The 21056-nt window shown below is 69.8% G+C and carries 20 protein-coding genes; 15 read left to right on the top strand and 5 right to left on the bottom strand.

The window, feature by feature from the left end:
• Positions 1-204: 204 nt before the first annotated feature.
• The 8 genes from VM685_RS13055 (at position 205) to VM685_RS13020 (ending at position 8270) form a co-directional block, all read left to right on the top strand.
• Entirely contained in the window at positions 205-1041 is an 837-nt protein-coding gene (locus VM685_RS13055; protein WP_325460594.1) for a flagellin, read from the top strand.
• Positions 1042-1338: 297 nt separating this feature from the next.
• Positions 1339-2163, top strand: coding sequence for a flagellin (locus tag VM685_RS13050; protein ID WP_325460593.1), 825 nt, complete (start codon positions 1339-1341; stop codon positions 2161-2163).
• Between the two features lie 121 nt (positions 2164-2284).
• The gene (locus tag VM685_RS13045) at positions 2285-2575 is read left to right on the top strand and encodes a flagellar protein FlaG (protein WP_325460592.1); all 291 of its coding nucleotides are present in this window, start codon (positions 2285-2287) and stop codon (positions 2573-2575) included.
• A gap of 189 nt (positions 2576-2764) precedes the next feature.
• Positions 2765-3598, top strand: coding sequence for a flagellin (locus tag VM685_RS13040; RefSeq protein WP_325460591.1), 834 nt, complete (start codon positions 2765-2767; stop codon positions 3596-3598).
• Positions 3599-3734: 136 nt separating this feature from the next.
• Positions 3735-6506 (top strand): hypothetical protein, encoded by a 2772-nt coding sequence (locus VM685_RS13035; RefSeq protein ID WP_325460590.1) that lies wholly within the window; start codon positions 3735-3737, stop codon positions 6504-6506.
• Between the two features lie 40 nt (positions 6507-6546).
• Positions 6547-7248: a hypothetical protein gene (locus VM685_RS13030; protein WP_325460589.1), complete on the top strand. Its 702-nt coding sequence runs from the start codon at positions 6547-6549 to the stop codon at positions 7246-7248.
• A 31-nt stretch (positions 7249-7279) separates the two neighbouring features.
• Positions 7280-7666: a hypothetical protein gene (locus VM685_RS13025; protein ID WP_325460588.1), complete on the top strand. Its 387-nt coding sequence runs from the start codon at positions 7280-7282 to the stop codon at positions 7664-7666.
• A 121-nt stretch (positions 7667-7787) separates the two neighbouring features.
• Entirely contained in the window at positions 7788-8270 is a 483-nt protein-coding gene (locus VM685_RS13020; protein WP_325460587.1) for a single-stranded DNA-binding protein, read from the top strand.
• Positions 8271-8274: 4 nt separating this feature from the next.
• On the opposite strand, the gene VM685_RS13015 is transcribed toward VM685_RS13020, so the two are convergent.
• Positions 8275-9456: a carbohydrate porin gene (locus VM685_RS13015; RefSeq protein ID WP_325460586.1), complete on the bottom strand. Its 1182-nt coding sequence runs from the start codon at positions 9454-9456 to the stop codon at positions 8275-8277.
• Between the two features lie 181 nt (positions 9457-9637).
• On the opposite strand from VM685_RS13015, the gene VM685_RS13010 reads away from it, so the two are divergent.
• Positions 9638-11473 carry a methyl-accepting chemotaxis protein gene (locus tag VM685_RS13010; RefSeq protein WP_325460585.1) on the top strand — a complete coding sequence of 612 codons (1836 nt, stop codon included), beginning with the start codon at positions 9638-9640 and terminating at the stop codon, positions 11471-11473.
• 53 nt (positions 11474-11526) lie between these two features.
• Here the strand turns inward: VM685_RS13010 and VM685_RS13005 are convergent, their stop codons facing one another.
• From VM685_RS13005 to VM685_RS12995, 3 genes are read right to left on the bottom strand one after another with little or no spacing between them, the layout of a single operon-like run.
• Positions 11527-11964 carry a DUF3617 domain-containing protein gene (locus VM685_RS13005; protein ID WP_325460584.1) on the bottom strand — a complete coding sequence of 146 codons (438 nt, stop codon included), beginning with the start codon at positions 11962-11964 and terminating at the stop codon, positions 11527-11529.
• A 19-nt stretch (positions 11965-11983) separates the two neighbouring features.
• Positions 11984-13102: a 2OG-Fe(II) oxygenase gene (locus VM685_RS13000; RefSeq protein WP_325460583.1), complete on the bottom strand. Its 1119-nt coding sequence runs from the start codon at positions 13100-13102 to the stop codon at positions 11984-11986.
• Positions 13099-14157, bottom strand: coding sequence for a 2OG-Fe(II) oxygenase (locus VM685_RS12995; RefSeq protein ID WP_325460582.1), 1059 nt, complete (start codon positions 14155-14157; stop codon positions 13099-13101). The genes VM685_RS13000 and VM685_RS12995 overlap by 4 nt, the downstream gene beginning before the upstream one ends.
• A 160-nt stretch (positions 14158-14317) precedes the next feature.
• Here VM685_RS12995 and gyrA point away from each other — a divergent pair, with 160 nt between their 5' ends.
• The 6 genes from gyrA (at position 14318) to VM685_RS12965 (ending at position 20096) form a co-directional block, all read left to right on the top strand.
• The gene (gene gyrA, locus VM685_RS12990; protein WP_325460581.1) at positions 14318-17107 is read left to right on the top strand and encodes a DNA gyrase subunit A; all 2790 of its coding nucleotides are present in this window, start codon (positions 14318-14320) and stop codon (positions 17105-17107) included.
• A 96-nt stretch (positions 17108-17203) separates the two neighbouring features.
• The gene (gene coaD, locus VM685_RS12985; protein ID WP_325460580.1) at positions 17204-17698 is read left to right on the top strand and encodes a pantetheine-phosphate adenylyltransferase; all 495 of its coding nucleotides are present in this window, start codon (positions 17204-17206) and stop codon (positions 17696-17698) included.
• Positions 17699-17733: 35 nt separating this feature from the next.
• Positions 17734-18600 carry a peptidylprolyl isomerase gene (locus tag VM685_RS12980; protein ID WP_325460579.1) on the top strand — a complete coding sequence of 289 codons (867 nt, stop codon included), beginning with the start codon at positions 17734-17736 and terminating at the stop codon, positions 18598-18600.
• Positions 18600-19091 carry a peptidylprolyl isomerase gene (locus tag VM685_RS12975; protein ID WP_325460578.1) on the top strand — a complete coding sequence of 164 codons (492 nt, stop codon included), beginning with the start codon at positions 18600-18602 and terminating at the stop codon, positions 19089-19091. The genes VM685_RS12980 and VM685_RS12975 overlap by 1 nt, the downstream gene beginning before the upstream one ends.
• Complete coding sequence (locus tag VM685_RS12970) at positions 19063-19632, top strand: phosphohydrolase (protein WP_325460577.1); 570 nt, start codon at positions 19063-19065, stop codon at positions 19630-19632. Before VM685_RS12975 ends, VM685_RS12970 begins: the two co-directional genes overlap by 29 nt.
• 2 nt (positions 19633-19634) lie before the next feature.
• Entirely contained in the window at positions 19635-20096 is a 462-nt protein-coding gene (locus VM685_RS12965) for a hypothetical protein (protein WP_325460576.1), read from the top strand.
• Here the strand turns inward: VM685_RS12965 and VM685_RS12960 are convergent.
• Positions 20068-21039 (bottom strand): endonuclease/exonuclease/phosphatase family protein, encoded by a 972-nt coding sequence (locus VM685_RS12960; protein WP_325460575.1) that lies wholly within the window; start codon positions 21037-21039, stop codon positions 20068-20070. The two genes, VM685_RS12965 and VM685_RS12960, sit on opposite strands and share 29 nt — an antisense overlap.
• Between the last annotated feature and the right edge of the window lie 17 nt (positions 21040-21056).

Genomic DNA, 21056 nt, shown 5'->3' with positions numbered 1-21056 from the left:
GCCGGGCGCGGCAGGAACTGCCGCACGCTAGGAAATTTGCCGCCTTTGGTTAGCGGCGCAATCATCTGCCGGAAATAAAACCCAGCAAAGACAAAGGGATAAAAGGTTACCGGGTTGGCCCGCAGCTTGCGGAACTCTCTCACGGCGAAAAATCGCCTGCCGGCAAAAGCCGGGCTGATTACCTCCAGAATGGAAGGACGAGAGATGCCGTTCAATTCGGTGAATACGAACGTGGGCGCCATGGTGGCGCTCCAGAACCTCAACGCGACCAACACGGAGCTGGCAACCACTCAATCACGCATCAACACCGGTAAGCGGGTGGGTAGCGTGAAGGACAACGGCGCTATCTGGGCGATCGCCCAGAACCAGCGTGCGACGTCCAACTCGCTCAACGCCGTGAGAGAATCGCTGCAGCGCGGTCAGTCGACCGTCGACGTGGCAGTCTCCGCGGGGGAGTCCGTCTCCGACCTTCTCATTCTCATGAAGGAGAAGGCCCTGGCGGCCTCAGACTCCACTCTCGACTCGAACAGTCGCACGGCGCTCAACGACGACTTCATTTCGTTGCGCGACCAGATCTCCAAGGCCGTGAACAACGCCGAATTCAACGGCGCCAACATGCTGAAGGGGGTGAGTCCGACCTCGGTTGCGGCCCTGGCCAACGCCGACGGTTCTTCCACCATCACGGTGGCGGCTCAGTCCATGGATCTGGGAACGGGCGCGCTGGCGGGCATCCTGGCGACCGACTCCATCGGGACCCAGTCGTTGGCCTCAGCGATGATCGGCGCCATCAACACGGCGATCATCAACGTGTCGAGCGCGCTTTCGAAGCTGGGTACGGGCTCGAAGTCGCTGGCTTCGCACCTGACCTTCATCAGCAAGCTTCAGGATACGGTGGATGCTGGGATCGGGAACCTCGTCGACGCCGACCTGGCGAAGGAAAGCGCAAAGCTCCAGGCGCTGCAGACCAAGCAGCAACTGGGGATCCAAGCGCTCGGAATCGCCAACCAGTCGTCCTCGTCGTTGCTGTCGCTCTTCCAGTGATAGTCGCGACGCCGGGCGGGCGCCCCGCCGCCCGCCCGGCGGACTTGTTCGCGGGGCTCGCTTCCCGGCAAAAACTGCCGGGCAGCTCGGCAATTCTTGCCCATAGGCCCGTTGAGTCGGCAGAAAATGCCGCTCCAGGTCATGCCTAACAGACCTATAACTCCATAAAATCAAACGCCTGCGACCACTCGGCGGATTTTGCCGGGTTGGCCCGCGGCTTGCTGCTGATTCTGCCGGGCAAAAAGCCCCCGGCGGTCAGAACGACGGCCGGATACCTTGAAACAAGGAACCAGTCGTATGCCTATGAATAGCGTCAATACGAACGTCGGCGCGATGGTCGCGCTTCAGAACCTGAATGCGACCAACGGCGACCTCATCACCACCCAAGCCCGGATCAACACGGGCAAGCGCGTCGCCTCCGCCAAGGACAACGGCGCCATCTGGGCCATCGCCCAGAACCAGCGGGCCACCGCGAACTCCCTGAACGCCGTCAAGGAATCGCTGCAGCGCGGTCAGTCGACCGTGGATGTGGCCATTTCGGCGGGTGAGACGGTGTCCGAGCTGCTCCTTCAGATGAAGGAAAAGGCCCTGGCCGCCGCCGACAGCTCGCTCGACGCCAACAGCCTCGCGGCGCTCAACGACGACTTCACGTCGCTGCGCGACCAGATCACCAAGGCCGTGGACAACGCCGTGTTCAACGGCGCCAACATGGTCAAGGCGACCGGCACCACCGTGGAGGCCCTGGCCAACGCGGACGCCTCGTCGGTGATCACCGTGGCCGCTCAGGACCTGTCGCTGGCCGGCATCGGCCTGTCGGCCAGCTCGTCGATCGGCACCCAGTCGCTGGCCTCGGCGATGATCGCGACGCTCAACACCGCGATCACCGACACCTCGTCCAAGCTGTCCAAGCTCGGCACGGGCTCGAAGTCGCTGGCTTCGCACCTGAACTTCGTCATGAAGCTCCAGGACACCCTGGAGGCCGGGGTCGGCAACCTCGTCGACGCCGACCTGGCGAAGGAAAGCGCCAAGCTGCAGGCTCTGCAGACTAAGCAGCAGCTGGGCATCCAGGCGCTCTCGATCGCGAACCAGTCGTCGTCGATCCTCCTGGGCCTCTTCCGCTAAGGCCTCGCTGGACGTGGAGCCCTCGGGCTCCCCGTCCTGACGTGGCGGCGGGGAGGGCGACCTCCCCGCCGCTCACGCTCAACCCGGAGCGCTTGCGCCAGAAGCGTCAGCGAATGGAGACATGCAGAGCAAGGTTGCGCCGTTCGCAGCCACGCCCGACCCGACCTTCGGCCGCCATACGCCCAGTCCGCACCCCGACCACGGGGCCGCGGCCGAGGCCCCGGCGCCCAGTTCGGACCAGGCGGACCTGCGGCTGATCATCGAAGAGGACCAGGCCAGCGGCACCTACGTGTACAAGACCGTCAACCGCCGGACCGGCGAGGTCATCCTCCAGCTTCCCAGGGAAGAAGTCCTGAAGATGCGCGAGGAGACCCAATACGTCGCAGGCGTGGTCATCCGCACGAAGGCCTGATCCCGACGCTCCTTCACTGAGGAGCCGGACGTTTCACCTGTTAACCGCCCCGGCGCCGGCCGGCGGCGGCGATACGCGTTAAGCCCGTTAACCTTCTAGACACCATAATCTCCAAATCTCGTCATCGAACCCCCCAAGCGACTCGCAGACGGCGGGCGGGGGGAGAAGGGCGACTGAGGAGAATCCGCTATGTCGATCAGCGTGCATACGAACAAGTCCGCGCTGGTCGCGCTCCAGAACCTGAACTCGACCAACGACAAGCTCGGCGACACCCAGAATCGGATCAACACCGGCTTGAAGATCGCCAACGCGCGGGACAACGCCGCCATCTGGTCGATCGCGCAGGGGCAGCGGGCCGATATCGGCGCGCTGGCCGCCGTCAAGATGAGCCTGGACCGCGCCAACTCCATCTCCGAGGTCTCGATGACCGCCGGCGAGTCGGTCTCCGACCTGCTGGTGCAGCTGAAGGAGAAGGTCGTCGCGGCGATGGACACGTCGCTCGACACCAACTCGCGCCTCGCCCTCGATTCCGACTTCAAGGCGATCCTGCGCCAGATCAAGCAGGTGACGGACAACGCCAGCTTCGACGGCGCGAACATGCTCAACGGGTCGATCCCGTCGGACATCCAGTTCCTCGCCAACGCCGAGGCCAATTCATACATCACGCTCTCCGCCCAGGACATGACCCTCGGCGGGCTGATCGTCACCATCCCGTCGACCTCCTCGCTCTCCACGGCGACGATGGCCTCCTCGGTGCTGCTGGCGCTCAACGCCTCCATCGCCAACGTCAACCAGGCGCTCGGCAACCTCGGCTCTCAGGCCAAGCAGATTTCCGCTCACGCCAATTTCGTCTCCAAGCTGACCGACGTTCTGGAGACCGGGGTCGGCAATCTCGTGGACGCGGACCTGGCCAAGGAAAGCGCCCGATTGCAGGCCCTGCAGGTACAGCAGCAGCTGGGCGCCCAGGCGCTCTCGATCGCCAACCAGGCGCCGCAGATCATCCTCTCGCTGTTCAAGGGCTGAGGATCTTGGGTCTCCGTTGGGGCGCAAACGAAGCCCGGGCGGTCCTCCGTCCGGGTTTTTCGCGTCGACTTAACGGCCTGGCCACCCTGTTCGGGCAAGATCGTGGCGCGGGATTGCGTCCTGCGGGCGGCGTCGCATGGCCATAACACCGATCGACACCAGCGTTCTTCTGGGGCTCTACCAGTCCCGCGCCGGAATCGCGGCCGCGGACACCGCTGCGCCCGTCAAGAAGGTCGCGCCCACCGCGCCCTGGACCGCGACGCCCACGGCGGCCGACGCCAGCGCGGCGGTGAAGAGCGCGCTGTCCGGCCGCAAGTTCATCGACGAGAACGGCGCCAAACTCGACCTGACGGGGGCCAGCGCCGACTATCGCAAGCTGTTCGCCCTCTACCAGGGCCTCTCGATGCTCAGCGACGTGGCGAGCCGCGCCCAGGCCAAGGGCCTGACCAGCATCGAACGCTCGCAGCTGCAGAAGACCTTCGCTCGCGGCATGGGTGAGGTCTCGGGCTATGTGAACGATGTCCAGCTCGACCAGGCCCGACTTAGCCAGGGTGAGGCCACCGCCTCGGTCAAGACCAAGCTGGCGGTGCAGAAGACCAAGACCGAGTACGTGACCCCGCCGCTCACCGATTCGACGAGCGAGCCCGTCGCGGCCTTCGAGGGGCCGGTGAGCTTCACCATGTCGGTGAAGAAGGTGAACACCATGCACGACGTGGCCATAGACCTGGCCGGCATGGGGGGGCAGCCGCGCACGATCGGCAACGTCATCAACTACATAAACCAGCAGCTTCAGGCGGAGGGCCTGGAGACCCGGATCCTCAGCCACCGAATCCCGGGCCAGCCGCGGCAGGTGACCATCGCGGGCAAGGCCGTCACCCTGCCGCCCAGTTCCGACCAGTGGGCGCTGAAGGTGAAGGCCGGCACCAGCGAGACGGTGAATTTCTCCGCCCCAGCCACCGCAGGGGCGGTCTATGTCGCCCAGCAGGTCGGCAATCCTGATCCTGATGGAAAGAGCGCGACCAGCGACAGCCGGGTGGAACAGCAGTTCCTGAAGTTCCAGACCGACACCTCGGCCGTGCCGCCGCCTGTTCAGGCCGCCGGCGAGAGCCACTGGGTCGAAGGCCGGGTGTTCGCCAAGACGCTCGGGCCCGAGGTGAAGACGGTCCATGCCCAGACCGTCGGCCCCGATGGCGCGGTCTACATGCTGGCCGACGTCACCGCCGCCACGGCCGGGCAGGAGATCAAGGGCCAGCAGGACGTGGCTCTGCTGAAGTACGACTCGGCCGGCAAGCTGATCTATGCGCGCACGCTCGGCGCCGCCGGCTCCGCGACCGGGATGGCGCTTTCGGTCTCGGCCGACGGGAAGATCGCGATCGCCGGCGCCGTGACCGGCGACCTGGGCGGTGCGACGGACGGGGCGCTGAACTCCAACGGCAGCACCACCTTCGCCAAGAACACCGACAGCTTCGTCACCCTGTTCGACGCGGACGGGCAGGAGCTGTGGACCCAGCGGCGCGGCGCGCGCCAGGATGACGAGGCGAGCCACGTGGCGTTCGGCGCGGACGGCACGGTCTACGTGGCCGGCCGTTCGAAGTCGGCCATGCAGGGCGCCGACGTCATCGGCGACTGGGATGGCTACATCCAGGCGTTCAGGCAGGATGCCGCCACCGGGAAGGTGCAGACCCTGTTCACCCAGAGCTTCGGCACCACGAGCGCGGACCGCACCGCCGGCCTGGTGGTCGACGGGACCTCTATCGTGACGGCCAGCGTGGAGCAGGGGCGCGCGGTCCTGCGCCGCTTCGACGTCTCCGGCGCTGCGCCGGCGCTCACGGCCACGCGCGACCTCGGTGACCTCCAGGGCGGCGAGATCGCGGGCCTCGCGCTGGACGGCGGCGAGGTGGTGGTCGCCGGCACAACGGCCAACGGCTTCCTCACCGCCGGCGCCGTGACTCGGGCCCACGCCGGCGGAACCGACGCGTTCGCGGCCCGGCTGTCGGCCGGGCTGACGCCTGCGGGGACGGACAAGGTGGCCTACTACGGCGGGAGCGGCGACGACCGCGCCACCTCGCTCGCCGTTTCGGCCGGCAAGGTCTGGCTCGGCGGGGCCGTGGGGGCCGACCTGCCGGGGCATGATCCCGTCGGGACCAAGGACGGCTTCGTGGCCAGCCTCGACATCGCCACCGGCGCGGTCGACTGGTCGCGCCGGATCGGCGGCAAGGACGGGCGCGCGGCGCCCACGGCGATCGCCGTGGATCCGGGCGGCGCAAGCGTGCTGGATCGGCTGGGCCTCCCGACCGGCGCGCTGCCGCTGGGCGATTCCGAGCGCCTGACCGCGGTGAGCTCGCTGCGGTCGGGCGACAAGTTCACGATCCGGATGGGGGAGGGGCGCCAGTCGACCATCACCATCGAGGAGAAGGACACCCTAGACACCCTCGCCCAGAAGATCCGCCGGGCCTCCGGCTTCCAGGCCAAGGTGACGCTGAACACCGCCGAGGGCGCCCGGACGCTGAAGATCGAGCCGATCAATCCGCGCATGGTCATCGAGGTGGGAGCGGGCACCGCCGGCAAGGACGCCCTGGAGATGCTCGGCATCACCGAGAGCGTGGTGCGCACCACCAACACGGTGGACGGCAAGGAGATGCCCGCCGACGGCCGCGCCAAGATCTACGGGCTCGGGCTGCCGCGCGACCTCAACCTCTCCGATGTCCACCAGGTCAGCCACGCGCTCGCCGAGGTGGCCGCGGCCATGGGGGTGGTCCGCAGCATCTACAAGGACATGGTGGCCGCCGTGACGCCGAAGTCCGCGGCCGACCAGATCGCCGCCCAGTCGGGCAAGGCGCCGGCCTACCTCACCAACCAGATCGCCAACTATCAGGCGGCCCTGGACAGGCTGACCGGCGGCGCCTAGGGCGCCTTGAAAGCGTCGTCGGCCCGGTCTAGCGAGGGCCATGGATTCCAGCCCGACGCCGCCCCCGCCGCCCAAGGACCGTCGCCTGGCCCTGGTGCTCATCGGCGGCGCCGTGGCGCTGGTCGCCGGGATGGCCATCGCCTGGATGCTGCTGGCCTCTGGCCAGGGTGAGCGCACGCCGCCCCCGCCGGCCTCCACGGGCGGCCTGGTGATCGACTCGGCCGAGGTGGACAACCGACTGGATCCGGCCCGGCCGCTCCGCTGCTTCGTGGCCGGCCAGTTCGTCGGCGAGTTCACCCTGGCCGAATGCGCGCGCCGCAACGGCGTGGCCACCGACGCCCTGGACGTGGGCGTCGACGAGACCGGCGCGCTCGCCGCCGCCGAGCAGGCCGGCATGGTCCTCACGCCGCTGCCGCCGGAGGAGGGCGCGGTGGAGACCGAGATGGAGCCAGCCGACGCCGCCGAACCGGAGCTGGCCCCGGCTCCGGACGAACCGCTGGCCGCCTGCTGGCGCTACGCCGGCGGCCGCTGGCGGAGGCTGCCGGGCGACATGCCCCGCGGCGCCTGCGCGCTCACCCTGTTCGCGGGGCGTTGCGAACGGCCGGGCGGCGCCACCTACGGCCGCTGGGGGCAGCAGACCCTGCGCCTGGTGCCGGGCCGGGTGGAGGTCTCCGACGACAACCGCAGCTTCCGCACCCTCGGCGAGCAGGGGCCGGGTTGCTCGCTTCCCGGCCTCGGGTGACGGCCCGGCGCGGCCCGTGTAGGCTCGCGCCATGCAGCGCATCGCCCTGATCCTCGCCCTGGCCGCCACGGCCGCCGTCACCGCCTGCGCTCAGCGGACCCGTCCGCCGGGCGACCCCGGCGTCTGCTTCCACGTCGTGCCGCAGAAGGACGGCTCGCTGAAGTACAACAAGCTGGTCACCGCCCCGAACCTCGAGACCTGCGCCGCCAACCTCGAGGCCATGCGCATCAAGTTCCTGCGGCTGGGCGGCACGCAGCAGGAGATCTACGGCGCCTACCAGTCGAACTTCCTGTTCCTGGAGAAGGCCGGCGTGCTGACCTCCACCTCGCTGGAGGGCCCGCGCTTCGTGGCCCTGGTCCGCACCGGCGACGGTCGGCTCGCGATCCCGGGCGCGATGCCGCAGGAGCCCCAGCAATAAGCCTGTGGACGAAGCGGAACAGAACTAGAACATTCTATTGATGCGGCGTTAACGCTGGGCTAGCCTACGGGCTTCGGCCCGCGCTTGGCGGGCCCGCAACCACGGAAGCTCAGGACATCCCATGGCGGGCAGCGTCAACAAGGTCATTCTGGTCGGCAACCTCGGGGCGGATCCCGAGATCCGCAGCCTCAACTCCGGCGACCGGGTCGCCAATCTCCGTGTCGCGACGTCCGAGACCTGGCGCGACCGCTCGAGCGGCGAGCGCAAGGAGAAGACCGAGTGGCACCGGGTCGTGATCTTCAACGACAACCTGGTGAAGGTCGCCGAGCAGTACCTGCGCAAGGGCTCCAAGGTCTACATCGAGGGCTCGCTGCAGACCCGCAAGTGGCAGGACCAGTCGGGCCAGGAGAAGTTCTCCACCGAGGTGGTGCTGCAGAAGTTCCGCGGCGAACTGACCATGCTCGACGGCCGCGGCGAAGGCGGCGGCGCGGGCGACCGTGACGAGGGCGGCTATTCCGGCGGCTTCTCTTCCGGCCCGCGCGCCCAGTCCTCCGGTCCCCGCGAGGACTTCTCCGCCGACCTCGACGACGAGATTCCGTTCTAGGGCGCTAGAAGAGGTCCACGGTCACCCGCAGGGCGCCCACCACGGCGGTGTCGCGCCGGCGGTCGCCGCCGGGGTGGCGGATCAGCTGCAGGTCCGGCTGCACCGTCACGCGCGGGTGGATGCGGTCGGAATAGGTGATCTCCAGGCTGCTCTCGGCGCCGGCCGCGTCGATCCCCGCGTCGCGGAGGTTGGCGCGTCCTTTCGAGGACAGGATCCCCTGCTCGACGCCGACGGAGAAGGCGCTGTCGGGCCGGCCCGGGAACACCCGCTCCACCAGCACGCCGGCCTGCCAGCCGCCGCGGAAATCGGTCGTGTCGCCATCGGAAACCCCGATGCGCAGGAAGGCGCTGGCGGACAGGGCCGCGTCGCCGCCGTCGGCGAGGGGGTGCTCGGCGAGGAGATAGGCGCCGCGGGCGTCGCTCTGCGCGGGCGAACCGTCGGCCCGCAGGTCGCGGATGTCGTCCTGCGCCTCGGTGTAGGTCCAGGCGCCCAGCGCCAGGCGGCGGCCTTCGCCGACGCCCGCCTCGCCGATGACCAGGGCGCCGTTGTCCAGGTTGGTGTCGGGGCCGTCGGGATCGCCGATCGTCCCGGCCCGGGCGTTGACCACCGCGAGCTGGGCATAGCGTCCGTCCTCACCGGAGAACCGCAGGCGGGCCGCCAGGGCGGTGGACGGGAAGATCGAGGGCCCGTTCGGCCCGGTGGCGGCGATCTCGGAGCCGATGCCGAACGGCGGCGCGATCAGCAGGCCCGAGGCCTCGGTGGAATAGAACTCGCTGTTGAGATCGTAGAGCCCGGCCAGCAGCGAGGCGCGGCCGTCGGCGAAGCTCTGCTCGATCCACAGTTCGTAGAGGCGGGCGCGCTGGCGCGACACCTCGATGTTGTCCACGCCCTGCAGCGTGCCGACGAGGTCGTTCGGCTGCCCGCCCGAGTTGTTCAGCAGGTAGAGGTGGAGCTTGGCGCCCCGCCAGCCGGCCGCGGCCTCCAGGTCGCCGTCCACGATGATGTCGAGGTTGTCCAGGAACCATCCCGCGCGGCTGTCCGCGCCGTCCAGGGCGCCGGTCACGTCGGCGGTGTAGGTCCCTTCCACCGTCCAGGCGGCGGCGTCCTGCGCCTGGGCCGCGGTCGCCCCCAGGAGCACGCAGGCCGCGGCGCCCGCGACGAGGCGTGTCTTGGTTGATCTGAGCATACTGCTCCCCTTCCTTTTCAGGCGGAGAGTTAAGCGCAGGAATTGAACAAGTATTTAAGCCTGGAGAACGTTGGTATTGTATATGCTTATCAAGCTAATGGAAGAAGCGGAAGTATAGTAGAGCAATTATTAAGTCCCGCGGTGGGATACCGTCGGTACGGACGATCTTGGGGGATTCGACGTGCGAACGATCAATCAGAAGGTGATGGCCGCGGGGGCGGCCGTCTTCCTGCTCTGCGCCGCGAGCGCGGGGGCGGGAATGTGGGTGGCCGTTCACCTGACCGTGGCGCTCGAGGGCGGCACCGTTTCAGCCCGGGTGCTGCGCAACCACATGGAAGCCGACATGATGCACGACGCCCTGCGTTCGGACGTGCTCTCGGCCCTGCTCGCGCGCCAGCCGGGGGCGGGCGTCGCGATGGACGAAGTGCGGGCGGACCTGGCGGAGCATACGGCCAGCTTCCGCGCGGCGCTGAAGGAGAACCGCGCCATCGTCCGGGATCCCGCATCCCGGGCCGCGCTCGCCAAGGTGGAGGCGCCGCTGGGCGAATACATCCAGGCGGCCGAACAGATGGCGCAGCTCGCCATCGCCGATCCCCTGGCGGCCGACGCCGCCCTGCCGGACTTCAAGGCGCGCTTCACGGCGCTCGAAGGGGCGATGGAGCAGGCCACGGAGCAGATTGAGGCGGCCGCCACGCGCGAGGCCGAGGCCGGCGCCGAGAGCGCCCGGCTGGCGCGCCTGCTGATGGGGCTGGCCCTGGCCATGGGGGTGGCGCTTGCCGCGCTTCTCGTGATCTTCGCCCGCCGCGCCGTGGTGCGGCCGATCCAGGTCCTGACCGGGGACATGCGCCAGCTGGCGGCCGGCAACCTCGACGTCGAACTGGCCGGCGCGGCCCGGCGCGACGAGGTCGGCGACATCGCGCGGGCGGTGAAGGAGTTCCAGGAGGTCATCCAGACCAAGGCCCAGCAGGAGGCGGCCGAGGCGCTGCGCCGCCGGGAGGCCGAGGCGGACGCCCAGACCCGCGAGCAGGCCGAGCGCGCCGCCCGTGCGCGGGAGCAGGCCCAGGTGGTCGAGGCGCTCGCCGAAGGCTTGGATCGGCTGTCGGCCGGCGATCTGACGCACAGGATCGAGACCGCCTTCGCGCCGGAGTACGAGCGGCTGCGGGCCGACTTCAACGGCGCCATCGAGCGGCTCCACGCGACCGTCGCCGAGATCGCCGGCAACACCGGCGAGCTGCTGCGGGGCGCCGACGAGATCAGCTCCGCCGCCGGCGACCTTTCGACCCGCACCGAGCGGCAGGCGGCGAGCCTGGAAGAGACCGCCGCGGCCATGGAGGAGATCACCGCCACGGTGAAGAAGACCGCCGAGGGCGCGCAGGAGGCCCAAGCGCTGGTCGCCCAGTCGAAGGCCGACGCGGAACGCTCCGGCGAGGTGGTCGGCGCCGCGGTGGCGGCGATGAGCGAGATCGAGAAGTCGGCGCAGCAAATCAGCCAGATCATCGGGGTGATCGACGAGATCGCCTTCCAGACCAACCTGCTGGCGCTGAACGCCGGGGTGGAAGCCGCCCGCGCCGGCGACGCCGGCAAGGGCTTCGCCGTGGTCGCCTCGGAGGTGCGCGGGCTCGCCCAGCGCTCCGCCGACGCGGCCAAGGAGATCAAGGCGCTGATCTCCGCCTCGACCGCCCAGGTCGACCAGGGCGTGGAGCTGGTGGGCGGCGCCGGCGAGGCGCTGCACCGGATCCTCGGCCAGGTGGCCCAGATCGACACCGTGGTCACCGCCATCGCGGCGTCAGCGGGCGAACAGTCGACCGGGCTCAGCGAGGTCAATGTGGCGATCGCCCAGATGGACCAGGTGACCCAGCAGAACGCCGCCATGGTCGAGCAGACCTCGGCCGCCTCGGAGAGTCTGCGGCGCGAGACGATGCGGCTTGCGGAGATGATCGCCCACTTCCGCACCGATGGCGCGCCGCGGAGTGTCGAGGCGATCGCCGAGCCGGACGAACGGGCCGACGCGGCCTGAAGCCGACACGGCCCAAAGTCGACGCGGGCTGAGGCCGACGCGGCTGGAGGCGTCTACTTGCCGTCGGCGGTGGGCGCGGGGCAGGCATCCCCGATGCGTTTGGCGATCGTGCGGGCGTGGACGGGCACGGTGAGGCCGCCGAGCTTGGCCCGCACGCGGGCGTCCAGCCGCAGGCTGTCACGGGTGTAGACGCCCTCGCCGCTGATCGGCACCGGCGCGCTGTTCTTGGTCTTGCAGCTCCCGACCAGCCGGATCTTGCCGCCGGAGATCTCCCGCGTCGGATAGGTGCAGGTGTAGTGCCGGTTGGGCGCGCCGCCGATGAACTTCTCGACGTCCTCCTCGCGGATGCAGCGCTTCTCGGTCTTCTTGGTCGGCAGCGGCGAGATGATCTGGCTGGTGGTTTCCCAATAGCCGGGGGCGATGGGGGTCTGGGCGGCGGCGGCGGGCAGGGCCACGGCGGCGACCAGCAGTGCGGAGGTCATGAGTCTCATCGTGGAGCCCTGTAGCACGTCATTCGGGCGCAAAACTGGCCGCGCTCGCCTGAACCGCCGATGACCCGGGCGTCTCCGTCGCCAGATGGGCCCTGTTGACGTCGCGCAGGCGCTCGCCGGCCTCGTCGTAGAGGAACGGCAGGAAGGCGTAGCGCCGTCCCTTCGTGACCGGCGTCGCCTCGTGCAGCAGGCCGCAGGCGAAGACGACGGCGCCGCCGGTCGGCGGGCGGTAGGTGCGCGGGCCGAATTCCGGGAAGCGGAGGTCTCCGCCCTCGAAGCCTTCCGCGTTGAGGTTGATCGACACCGCGAACTTGCGGTGCGCGGTGCCGAGGGTGGTGTTGTCCCGGTGCGGGCGGAAGTAGCCCCCGTCGCTCGCGTCGTAACAGGCGATCAGGTAGCGCTCGAGGCGGGTGGCGCGGAAGTTGTAGGCCTTGAGGATCTCGGGCGAGAGCCGCCGGTGGAGCCTGAGCATCAGCTCGCGGCGCAGGGCTGCGTCCTCCACGTGGACGTCCCGCCGCCGCTTCATTTCGTCCAGCACGCCGACCGTGCGGCCGTCCACGTCCCGCATGACCCCTGACAGCTCGCCGCCGCGCGCGTCGTAGTATTCGATCAGGTGGCGGCAGAGCTCGGGTTCGAACACCCGGGGCACGATCAGCACCGGGGCCACCAACGGCGCGCCGGCGTGCTCGGCGGGCGGGGGCAGGGCGGCGACCTGCCGGAAGATCGCCTCAGTCTCCGACATTGGGGCCACGGCCATCACCCGCAGCGCCGGGTCGAGCAGCACCCACAGGCCGGGCTCGCGCCCCTCCGTGTCCAGTGCGCCGTAGAGCCGGCTCACCGTCCCGTCGGCGTCGAACAGCCAGCGCAGGCCGGGCAGACGGTTCTTCGCCCGGGCGATGGAGGGGGCGTCGCGGATCACCAGGAAGGCGGTGAGGGTCAGGTCGTCGAAGCGGCCCCGTTCGGCGTCGAGGGCGCCGACGGCGGCGTCGCGCACCGCCGAATCCTCCGGCAGGAACCCCAGGAGCACATAGCGGCCGGCCACCGCGCCGAAGCCGTAGGCGGGATTTCCCGGCGCGGGGCAGATGAAGTGCGGGGCGGTGTCCCCGACCGTGAGGCCGGGGGGCAGGGGCGCGATCATCCGATCGGCTCCAGTCGCTGGCCGGTGCGGGCCTCGTAGGCCGCCAGCGTCTCGGCCCCGGCCTCGTCGTAATAGAAGGGCAGGAAGGCGTAGCGCCGGCCCTTCGTGACCCGCATCACCTCGTGCAGCAGCCCGCAGGCAAAGACCACGGCGCCGCCCAGCGGCGGCCGGTAGGCGGTCGGGCCGAATTCGGGGAAGCGCACGTCGCCGCCCTCGAAGTCGTCGTTGAGGTTCACCGAGCAGGCGAAGGCGCGGTGCGCGGTGCCGAAGGTGGTGTTGTCGCGGTGGGCGTGGAAGACGCCGTCGTCGCCGGCGTCGTAACAGCTGACCAGGTAGCGCTCGATGCGCGTGCACCGGAAGCCCATGGCCCGCTCGATCTGCGGGAACACCCGGCGCTCGATCCGCTCGCGGATGGGAGCCTGCAGGGCCGGGTCGCGCAGGAAGATATCCCGGCGCTTCTTCAGCTCGTCCATGACCATGACGGTCCGCTCGCCCTGGTCGCGCATGACGCCGGTGAATGCGCCGCCCTCCGCCTCGTGCATGGCGATCAGCTCGCGGCAGAGCTCCGGTTCGAACACCCGGGGCAGGATCAGCACCGGCGCATGGAGCGGCGCGCCGGCATGCTCGCCTGGCGGCGGCAGGCGTCCCACGTAGTCCAGCGCGCCGTCGACCTTGGCCGCCGGCGTCAGGCCCAAGACCCGAAGGGTGGGGTCCAGGATGACGCACCGCGGCCGCTCGCTTCCGTCGGGCTCCACGGCCTCGTAGAGCCGGGCCACGGCGCCCTCGGGGTCCAGGATCCACCGCAGGCCGCGCAGGTCCTGCGCCCCCGGCGGGGCGGCGTCGCCGCGCACCACGACGAAAGCCGAGGCGCGCACATCGTCGAACAGCCGCTGGCGCGCCGCCAGCGCCTTCAGGACCGGAGCCGCCTCGGCGGGGGCGGCGGGCAGGAAGACCAGCAGCACGTAGCGGCCGGCCACTGTGTCGAACACGTACTCGGGATTCGACAGCGTCGGCGCCGTGAACCAGGGGGCGGGCTCTCCGGGGGACAGGGGCATGGCCGGAACCTAGTGGCTCGCGCCGCGCAGGTCACGGCGGCTGTTGGGCGCGGCTCTATGGCCTCGCGTGCGCGCCCGCGCGAGAGTTGGCTTCGCCCGCTCGCAAATGCTAACAACAATCCCTACGTAACTGTCCGATTCTCACGGCGAATTCCCTCCCTTGACCGACCAGAACACCACCCCACCGGAAGACCGGCGCGGGGGCGTCGCCCCTATCGCCATCGAAGACGAGCTGAAGCGCAGCTATCTCGACTACGCCATGAGCGTGATCGTCAGCCGCGCCCTGCCTGACGTCCGCGACGGTCTGAAGCCCGTGCACCGCCGCATCCTCTTCTCGATGAACGAGCAGGGGCACACTCCGGACCGCGGCTATGTGAAGTCGGCCCGCGTGGTCGGTGACGTGATGGGTAAGTATCACCCGCACGGCGACGTGGCGATCTACGACACCATGGTCCGCCTGGCGCAGCCGTTCTCGATGAACCTGCTGCTGATCGACGGCCAGGGCAACTTCGGCTCGGTGGACAACGATCCGCCGGCGGCCATGCGCTACACCGAGAGCCGCATGACCCGCGCCGCCATGGCCATCCTGGCGGACCTCGACAAGGACACGGTCGACTTCAAGGACAACTATGACGGCTCCGAGCAGGAGCCGGTCGTCCTGCCGTCGCGCATCCCCAACCTGCTGGTCAACGGGGCCGGCGGCATCGCCGTCGGCATGGCCACCAACATCCCGCCGCACAACCTTGGCGAAGTCGTCGACGCCTGCCTGGCCTATATCGACAACCCGGAGATCGGCCTGGACGACCTGCTGGACATCGTCCCAGGCCCTGACTTCCCCACCGGCGGCGAGATCATCGGCCGCACCGGCGCGCGCAACGCGCTGATGTCGGGCCGCGGCTCGGTGATCATGCGCGGCAAGGCCTCCATCGAGGAGCTCCGCAAGGAGCGCGAGGCCATCGTCATCCACTCGATCCCCTACCAGGTGAACAAGGCCGCGCTCGTGGAGCGCATCGCCGAGCTGGTGCGGGAGAAGCGGATCGAGGGCGTCGCCGACCTGCGCGACGAGTCCGACCGCGACGGCATGCGCGTCGTCATCGAGATGAAGCGCGACGCCTCCGCCGAGGTGATCCTCAACCAGCTCTACCGCTACACGCCGCTGCAGAGCTCGTTCGGGGTCAACATGCTGGCGCTGAACCGCGGCCGGCCCGAGCAGATGGGCCTGCGCGAGATGATCACCGCCTTCGTGGATTTCCGCGAAGAAGTGGTGGTCCGCCGCACCAAGTTCGAGCTCTCCAAGGCCCGCGACCGCGGCCACGTCTTGGTGGGCCTGGCGATCGCCGTCGCCAACATCGACGAGTTCATCCACATTATCCGCTCGTCCAAGGACCCGACCGAGGCGCGCGAGCGGCTGGTGGCGCGTGACTGGCCGGCCGGCGAGATGCTGCCGCTGGTCGAGCTCATCGCCGACCCGCGCACCGTGGTGGTCGAGGCCAGCCGGATCCGGCTCACCGACGAGCAGGCCCGCGCCATCCTGGCGCTGACCCTGTCGCGCCTCACCGGCCTGGGCCGCGACGAGATCTTCGGCGAGGCGACCGAGCTCGCCGGCTCCATCCAGGGCCACCTGACGATCCTGGCCAGCCGCGAGCGCGTCATGGGCATCGTGCGTGAGGAGCTGGTGGCGGTCCGCGATCAGTTCGCCGTGCCGCGCCGCACCGAGATCGTCGAGGGCGATGCCGACGTTGAGGACGAGGACCTGATCGAGCGTGCGGAGATGGTGATCACCGTCACCCACGGCGGCTATGTGAAGCGCACGCCGCTCTCGATCTACCGGACCCAGCACCGGGGCGGGAAGGGCCGCTCGGGCATGGCGACCAAGGACGAGGACGCCGTCACCCGCGTGTTCTCGGCCAACACCCACACGCCGATGCTGTTCTTCTCCTCGGGCGGCAAGGCCTACAAGCTGAAGGTCTGGCGCCTGCCGCTCGGCACGCCGACCAGCCGCGGCAAGGCGTTCGTCAACCTGCTGCCCATCGAGCCCGGCGAGAGCATCACCTCCATCCTGGCCCTGCCCGAGGACGAGGCGAGCTGGGACCAGTACGACGTGATGTTCGCCACCCGCTCGGGCAACGTCCGCCGCAACAAGCTGTCGGACTTCGTGGATATCCGCCGCAACGGCAAGATCGCCATGAAGCTCGACGAGGGCGACGCCATCATCGGCGTGGGCGTCTGCAACGCGGGCCAGAACGACATCCTGCTGACCACCGCGCTCGGTCGCTGCATCCGCTTCGCGACGGAAGAGGTCCGGGTGTTCGCCGGCCGCGATTCGACCGGCGTGCGCGGCGTGCGCCTCGCCGATGGCGACAGCGTCATCTCCATGGCCATCCTGCGCTCCGTCCCGGCCACGCCGGCGGAACGCGCCGCCTATCTGAAGCACGCCAAGGCGATGCGCATCGCCACGGGCGAGACGGAGGAGGGCGAGGAGTCCGCGGGGCCAGAGGAGGAGGACGCCGAGGCCACGGAGGGCGAGGCCGCCCTCAGCCCCGAGCGCATCGCAGAACTAGGCGCCAGCGAGGAGATCATCCTCACCGTCTCCACCGAGGGCTTCGGCAAGCGCACCAGCGCCTACGAGTTCCGGCGGACCGGCCGCGGCGGCCAGGGCCTGCTGGCCCAGGACCTCACCAAGCGCGGCGGAAAGCTCGCCGGCTCCTTCCCGGTGGACGAAACCGACCAGATCCTGCTGGTCAGCGACCAGGGCCAGCTGATCCGCATCCCGGTGAAGCAGGTCCGCCTCGCCGGCCGCAACACCCAGGGCGTGATCATCTTCCGCAAGCACCAGGACGAGCATGTAGTCTCGGTCGAGCGCCTGGCCGACACCGGCGAGGACGACGCCGACGAGGTCGAAGGTGACGTCACGGGAGGTCCGGAAGACACGGGCGGCGGCGAGGCCTAGCGCCGACGCCGCCCGCTCGCCTCACGGAAGTTTGGGCTTGCCAGAACCGCGGTCCCCAGCGAAAGGCGAAGTCGGGTAGTTGGGGGACCAAGGCGCATGACCCGCATCGGGCTCTATCCGGGCACGTTCGATCCCATCCACAACGGGCACACCGACATCATCGGTCGGGCCGTGAAGCTGGTGGACAAGCTGGTCCTGGGCGTGGCGATCAACGCCGGCAAGGGGCCCCTGTTCACCCTGGAGGAGCGGGTCGCGATCGTGGAGGAGGCCGTGGCGCCGCTCCGCAACCGCGCCGAGATCGTGGTGCAGCCGTTCGAGGGCCTGACCATGCACTTCGCCCGCGAGGTCGGGGCCGGGGTCATCGTCCGGGGTCTCCGCGCCGTGGCCGACTTCGAGTTCGAATTCCAGATGACGGCCATGAACCAGCAGCTCGATCGGGACATCGAGACCGTGTTCCTGATGGCCGACCCGCGCCACCAGGCGATCGCCTCGAAGCTGGTGAAGGAGATCGCCATCCTCGGCGGCGACGTCACCAAGTTCGTCAGCGACGGCGTGAAGGACCGCCTGCTGCAGAAGGTCGGGCGCGCATAGACCTCGGCCCGCCGGCTGGGCTAGGACTGCGCCCCATGAGACGATCCCTCCTGCTGGCGGCCGCCCTGGCCGCGCTCGCCACCTCGGCCGCCGCCCAGAAGAAGGCGCCCGCGCCGGCCGCGCCGCCGAAGCCCGCCGCCCCGACCGCGGCCGACTGGCGCACGCCCGATCCCGCCGACGTCCTGGTGATCGACACCAACAAGGGCCGGGTGATCGTCGAGATGATCCCCGAGGCGGCGCCGAACCACGTCCAGCGCATTCGCGAGCTGACCCGCGAGGGGCTCTATGACGGCCTCACCTTCTTTCGGGTGATCGAGAGCTTCATGGCCCAGACGGGCGACCCGCAGAACAACGGCCAGGGCGGCTCCTCCAAGCCCGACATCGCCGCCGAGTTCATGTTCCGCCGCGGCGCCGACGCCCCGTTCGTGCTGGCCGCCGACCAGGCGGTGGCCGAAGTGGGCTTCATCAAGTCGCTGCCGGTGATGACGCAGTCGATGATGCTGGCCCCGATGACCCGCGACCAGAAGGTCGCCGGCTGGGCGCTCTTCTGTCCCGGCGTCGCCGGCATGGCCCGCGGCCAGGGCGAGGACACCGCCAACAGCCAGTTCTTCCTGATGCGCGACGCCTATCCGTCGCTCGAGAAGCGCTACACCGCCTGGGGCCGGGTGATCTCCGGCCAGGACGTGGTGCGCTCGATCAAGGTGGGCGAGCCCGTGCCCGATCCGCAGGACCGGATGGAACGCGTCCGGGTGCTCGCCGATTTGCCCGAGGCGGGCCGGCCGAAGGTCCGGGTGATCGATCCGAAGGGCGCCTGGTTCAAGGCCGAGATCGCGCGCGTCCGCGCGCAGAAGGGGGCCGACTTTACGGCCTGCGACGTGACCATTCCGGTAGAGGTGAAGTGATGGCCCAAGACCCCGAAGACTTCCTGATCATGACGCTGGAGAGCGGGCCGGTGGTCATCAAGCTGCGCCCCGACCTGGCGCCGGGCCACGTGAGTCGCATCAAGGAGCTGGCGCGGGAGGGCTTCTACGACGGTGTGGTCTTCCACCGGGTGATCCCGGGTTTCATGGCCCAGGGCGGCGACCCGACCGGCACCGGCTCGGGCGGCTCGGACAAGCCGAACCTGAAGGCGGAGTTCTCGGACGCCCATCACGTGCGCGGCGTCTGCTCCATGGCGCGTACGCCCAACCCGAACTCGGCCAACAGCCAGTTCTTCATCTGCTTCGACGACGCCACCTTCCTGGACCGCCAGTACACCGTCTGGGGCGAGGTGGTCTCGGGCATGGACCATGTGGACGCCCTGCCGAAGGGCGAGCCGCCGCGCGCGCCCGGCAAGATCGTCTCGATGAAGGTGGCCGCCGACGTTGAGAACGCCGCCGACGTCCTCCCTTGAGGCGCGGTACGCCGAGCCGCACCGGCGCTACCACGGCCAGGCGCACATCGACGCCTGCCTGGACCTGCTGGACGCCTGGCCGGGGCTGAGCGACGCCGAGCGGCGCGTGCTCGGCTGGGCGATCTGGTGGCACGACGCCATCTATGATCCGAAAGCCTCCGACAACGAGGCGCGCAGCGCCGACCTCGCCCGGCGCGAGCTTCCCGCGCTGGGCGCCTCGTCCGCAGAGGTGGAGGAGGTCGCGCGCCTCGTCCGCCTGACCGCGGGCCACGAGGTGGCGGCGGGGGATCGGCTGGGCGCCATCCTGGTCTCGATCGACCTCGCGGTTCTCGGCGGCAGCCCGCAGGCCTACGACGCCTACGCGCGCGCCGTCCGCGAGGAATACGCCCATGTGCCCGAGCCGCTGTGGCGGGCGGGGCGGGGGCGCGTGCTGCAACGCTTCCTGGACGCGCCGGTTATCTTTCCCGACCCGGATTTCCGGGCGGCGCGGGAGGCCCGGGCGCGGGCCAACCTTTCGCGGGAGCTCGAGACGCTGAGGTAGGGATGGCGGCGCGCCTGAAGGTGTTCGTGACGTCCGACGGATTCACCGACTACGTCGTGGCCGTGAGCTCCAAGGCCAAGGCGCTCGCGGCCTGGGGCAGCCACCAGGATCTGTTCAAGACCGGCAGCGCGCACGAGACCGACGATCCGGAGCTCGTGAAGGCCGCCACCGCCCAGCCGGGCGAGGTCCTGCGCCGCCCCGCCGGCACGCGCGGCGAGCTCGCGAAGCTGAAGGCGCCCAGGAAGGCGAAGCCCGCCGGCCCCTCGAAGGCCGCCCTGAAGAAGGTGGCCGAGCTGGAGAAGCGCATCGCCTCGCTCGACGCGGCGCACGACACCGCCCGGGCGCGGCTCGAGGCGCAGCGGGCCCGGATCGAGCGTGAGCTGGAGGGTCTGGAGGCCGACCACGCCGCCGAACGGGCGCGGTTCGAGGAGGCCCTCAGCGCCGCGCGACAGGCGCTAGGGTGATCACCACCGGATAGTGGTCGGAGCCCAGGCGAGGCCCGCGCTCTACCTTCACCGTCGCCCAGTCCGAGCCCGCGTAGACATGGTCGATCGGCAGGAACGGGAAGATGCCCAGCCAGCGCAGCCGCTTGTACTGCGTGGCCGGCCAGGAGAAGAGCGCCCGGTCGCGCCGGACGATCCCGAACTCGGCGTCCCAGCGGCGGCGGAAGAAGGACCAGGGCGCGGAGTTCAGGTCCCCCGCCACGATCGCGCGGGTGCGGTCGGTGTCGCCGAGCACGCGGGCGAGCCGCATCTCCTGCGGCTGCTGGGCCTGCGGGTCGGTGGGCCAGGAATAGTGCACCCCGATGACCGTGTAGCGGCCGCGCGCGTCCTCGAAGATGGCCCGGGTGAGGGGCCCCGGCGCGCCGGGAACCCGCGGCGAGCCCTGCCGGATCGGCGGGGCGCGGCTGTAGATCACCGTCTCGCACTCGTCGCAGGTGGCGTGCCAGGGGGTGCGCTCTTCGATCATCCGGCGGATCTCGGGACGCGACTCCTCCATGATCACGATGTCGGGGTCCTGGGCGATCAGCCAGTCGATCGAGCGCTCGCGCTGCTCATTGAGGTGCCAGACGTTGAACTGTATGACCTTCAGCTGGTCGGGCGCGTTGGGACCGGCCTTGGGTCCGGTGTCGCGCAGGTACTCCGGCGCCATCAACAGGCCCGCCGCCGCCACGCCCACCCCGCCCATGCTGACGATCAGCGCTCGGGCGTAGCCGCGGAAGAAGAAGCCGCCCAGCGCCCCCGCCAGCGCGCCCGCCAGCCAGACGGGCGCGAAGTGGGCGAGGATGTCCCACTGCAGGCTCGCGCGGCCGAAATGCGCGGCCACGGCCGCCCCGGCGCAGACGGCGGCCAGCAGGAACAGCGGCGGCGCGATGAGGACCGTCAGCGCGAGTCGCACGAAACGCATGTCTCCGCCTCTAGCAC

Origin of the sequence: Phenylobacterium sp., assembly GCF_035539035.1 — a bacterium.
Classification (GTDB): Bacteria; Pseudomonadota; Alphaproteobacteria; order Caulobacterales; family Caulobacteraceae; genus Phenylobacterium.
Note: the sequence above shows the minus strand (reverse complement) of the source record. Positions and strands in the feature narration are given on the sequence as shown.

Excerpts from the sequence above, each read along its gene's own strand:
- VM685_RS13055 (WP_325460594.1), top strand. The coding sequence starts at position 205 with ATGCCGTTCAATTCGGTGAATACGAACGTGGGCGCCATGGTGGCGCTC.
- VM685_RS13050 (WP_325460593.1), top strand. The coding sequence starts at position 1,339 with ATGCCTATGAATAGCGTCAATACGAACGTCGGCGCGATGGTCGCGCTT.
- VM685_RS13045 (WP_325460592.1), top strand. The coding sequence starts at position 2,285 with ATGCAGAGCAAGGTTGCGCCGTTCGCAGCCACGCCCGACCCGACCTTC.
- VM685_RS13040 (WP_325460591.1), top strand. The coding sequence starts at position 2,765 with ATGTCGATCAGCGTGCATACGAACAAGTCCGCGCTGGTCGCGCTCCAG.
- VM685_RS13035 (WP_325460590.1), top strand. The coding sequence starts at position 3,735 with ATGGCCATAACACCGATCGACACCAGCGTTCTTCTGGGGCTCTACCAG.
- VM685_RS13030 (WP_325460589.1), top strand. The coding sequence starts at position 6,547 with ATGGATTCCAGCCCGACGCCGCCCCCGCCGCCCAAGGACCGTCGCCTG.
- VM685_RS13025 (WP_325460588.1), top strand. The coding sequence starts at position 7,280 with ATGCAGCGCATCGCCCTGATCCTCGCCCTGGCCGCCACGGCCGCCGTC.
- VM685_RS13020 (WP_325460587.1), top strand. The coding sequence starts at position 7,788 with ATGGCGGGCAGCGTCAACAAGGTCATTCTGGTCGGCAACCTCGGGGCG.
- VM685_RS13015 (WP_325460586.1), bottom strand. The coding sequence starts at position 9,456 with ATGCTCAGATCAACCAAGACACGCCTCGTCGCGGGCGCCGCGGCCTGC.
- VM685_RS13005 (WP_325460584.1), bottom strand. The coding sequence starts at position 11,964 with ATGAGACTCATGACCTCCGCACTGCTGGTCGCCGCCGTGGCCCTGCCC.
- VM685_RS13000 (WP_325460583.1), bottom strand. The coding sequence starts at position 13,102 with ATGATCGCGCCCCTGCCCCCCGGCCTCACGGTCGGGGACACCGCCCCG.
- VM685_RS12995 (WP_325460582.1), bottom strand. The coding sequence starts at position 14,157 with ATGCCCCTGTCCCCCGGAGAGCCCGCCCCCTGGTTCACGGCGCCGACG.
- coaD (WP_325460580.1), top strand. The coding sequence starts at position 17,204 with ATGACCCGCATCGGGCTCTATCCGGGCACGTTCGATCCCATCCACAAC.
- VM685_RS12980 (WP_325460579.1), top strand. The coding sequence starts at position 17,734 with ATGAGACGATCCCTCCTGCTGGCGGCCGCCCTGGCCGCGCTCGCCACC.
- VM685_RS12975 (WP_325460578.1), top strand. The coding sequence starts at position 18,600 with ATGGCCCAAGACCCCGAAGACTTCCTGATCATGACGCTGGAGAGCGGG.
- VM685_RS12965 (WP_325460576.1), top strand. The coding sequence starts at position 19,635 with ATGGCGGCGCGCCTGAAGGTGTTCGTGACGTCCGACGGATTCACCGAC.
- VM685_RS12960 (WP_325460575.1), bottom strand. The coding sequence starts at position 21,039 with ATGCGTTTCGTGCGACTCGCGCTGACGGTCCTCATCGCGCCGCCGCTG.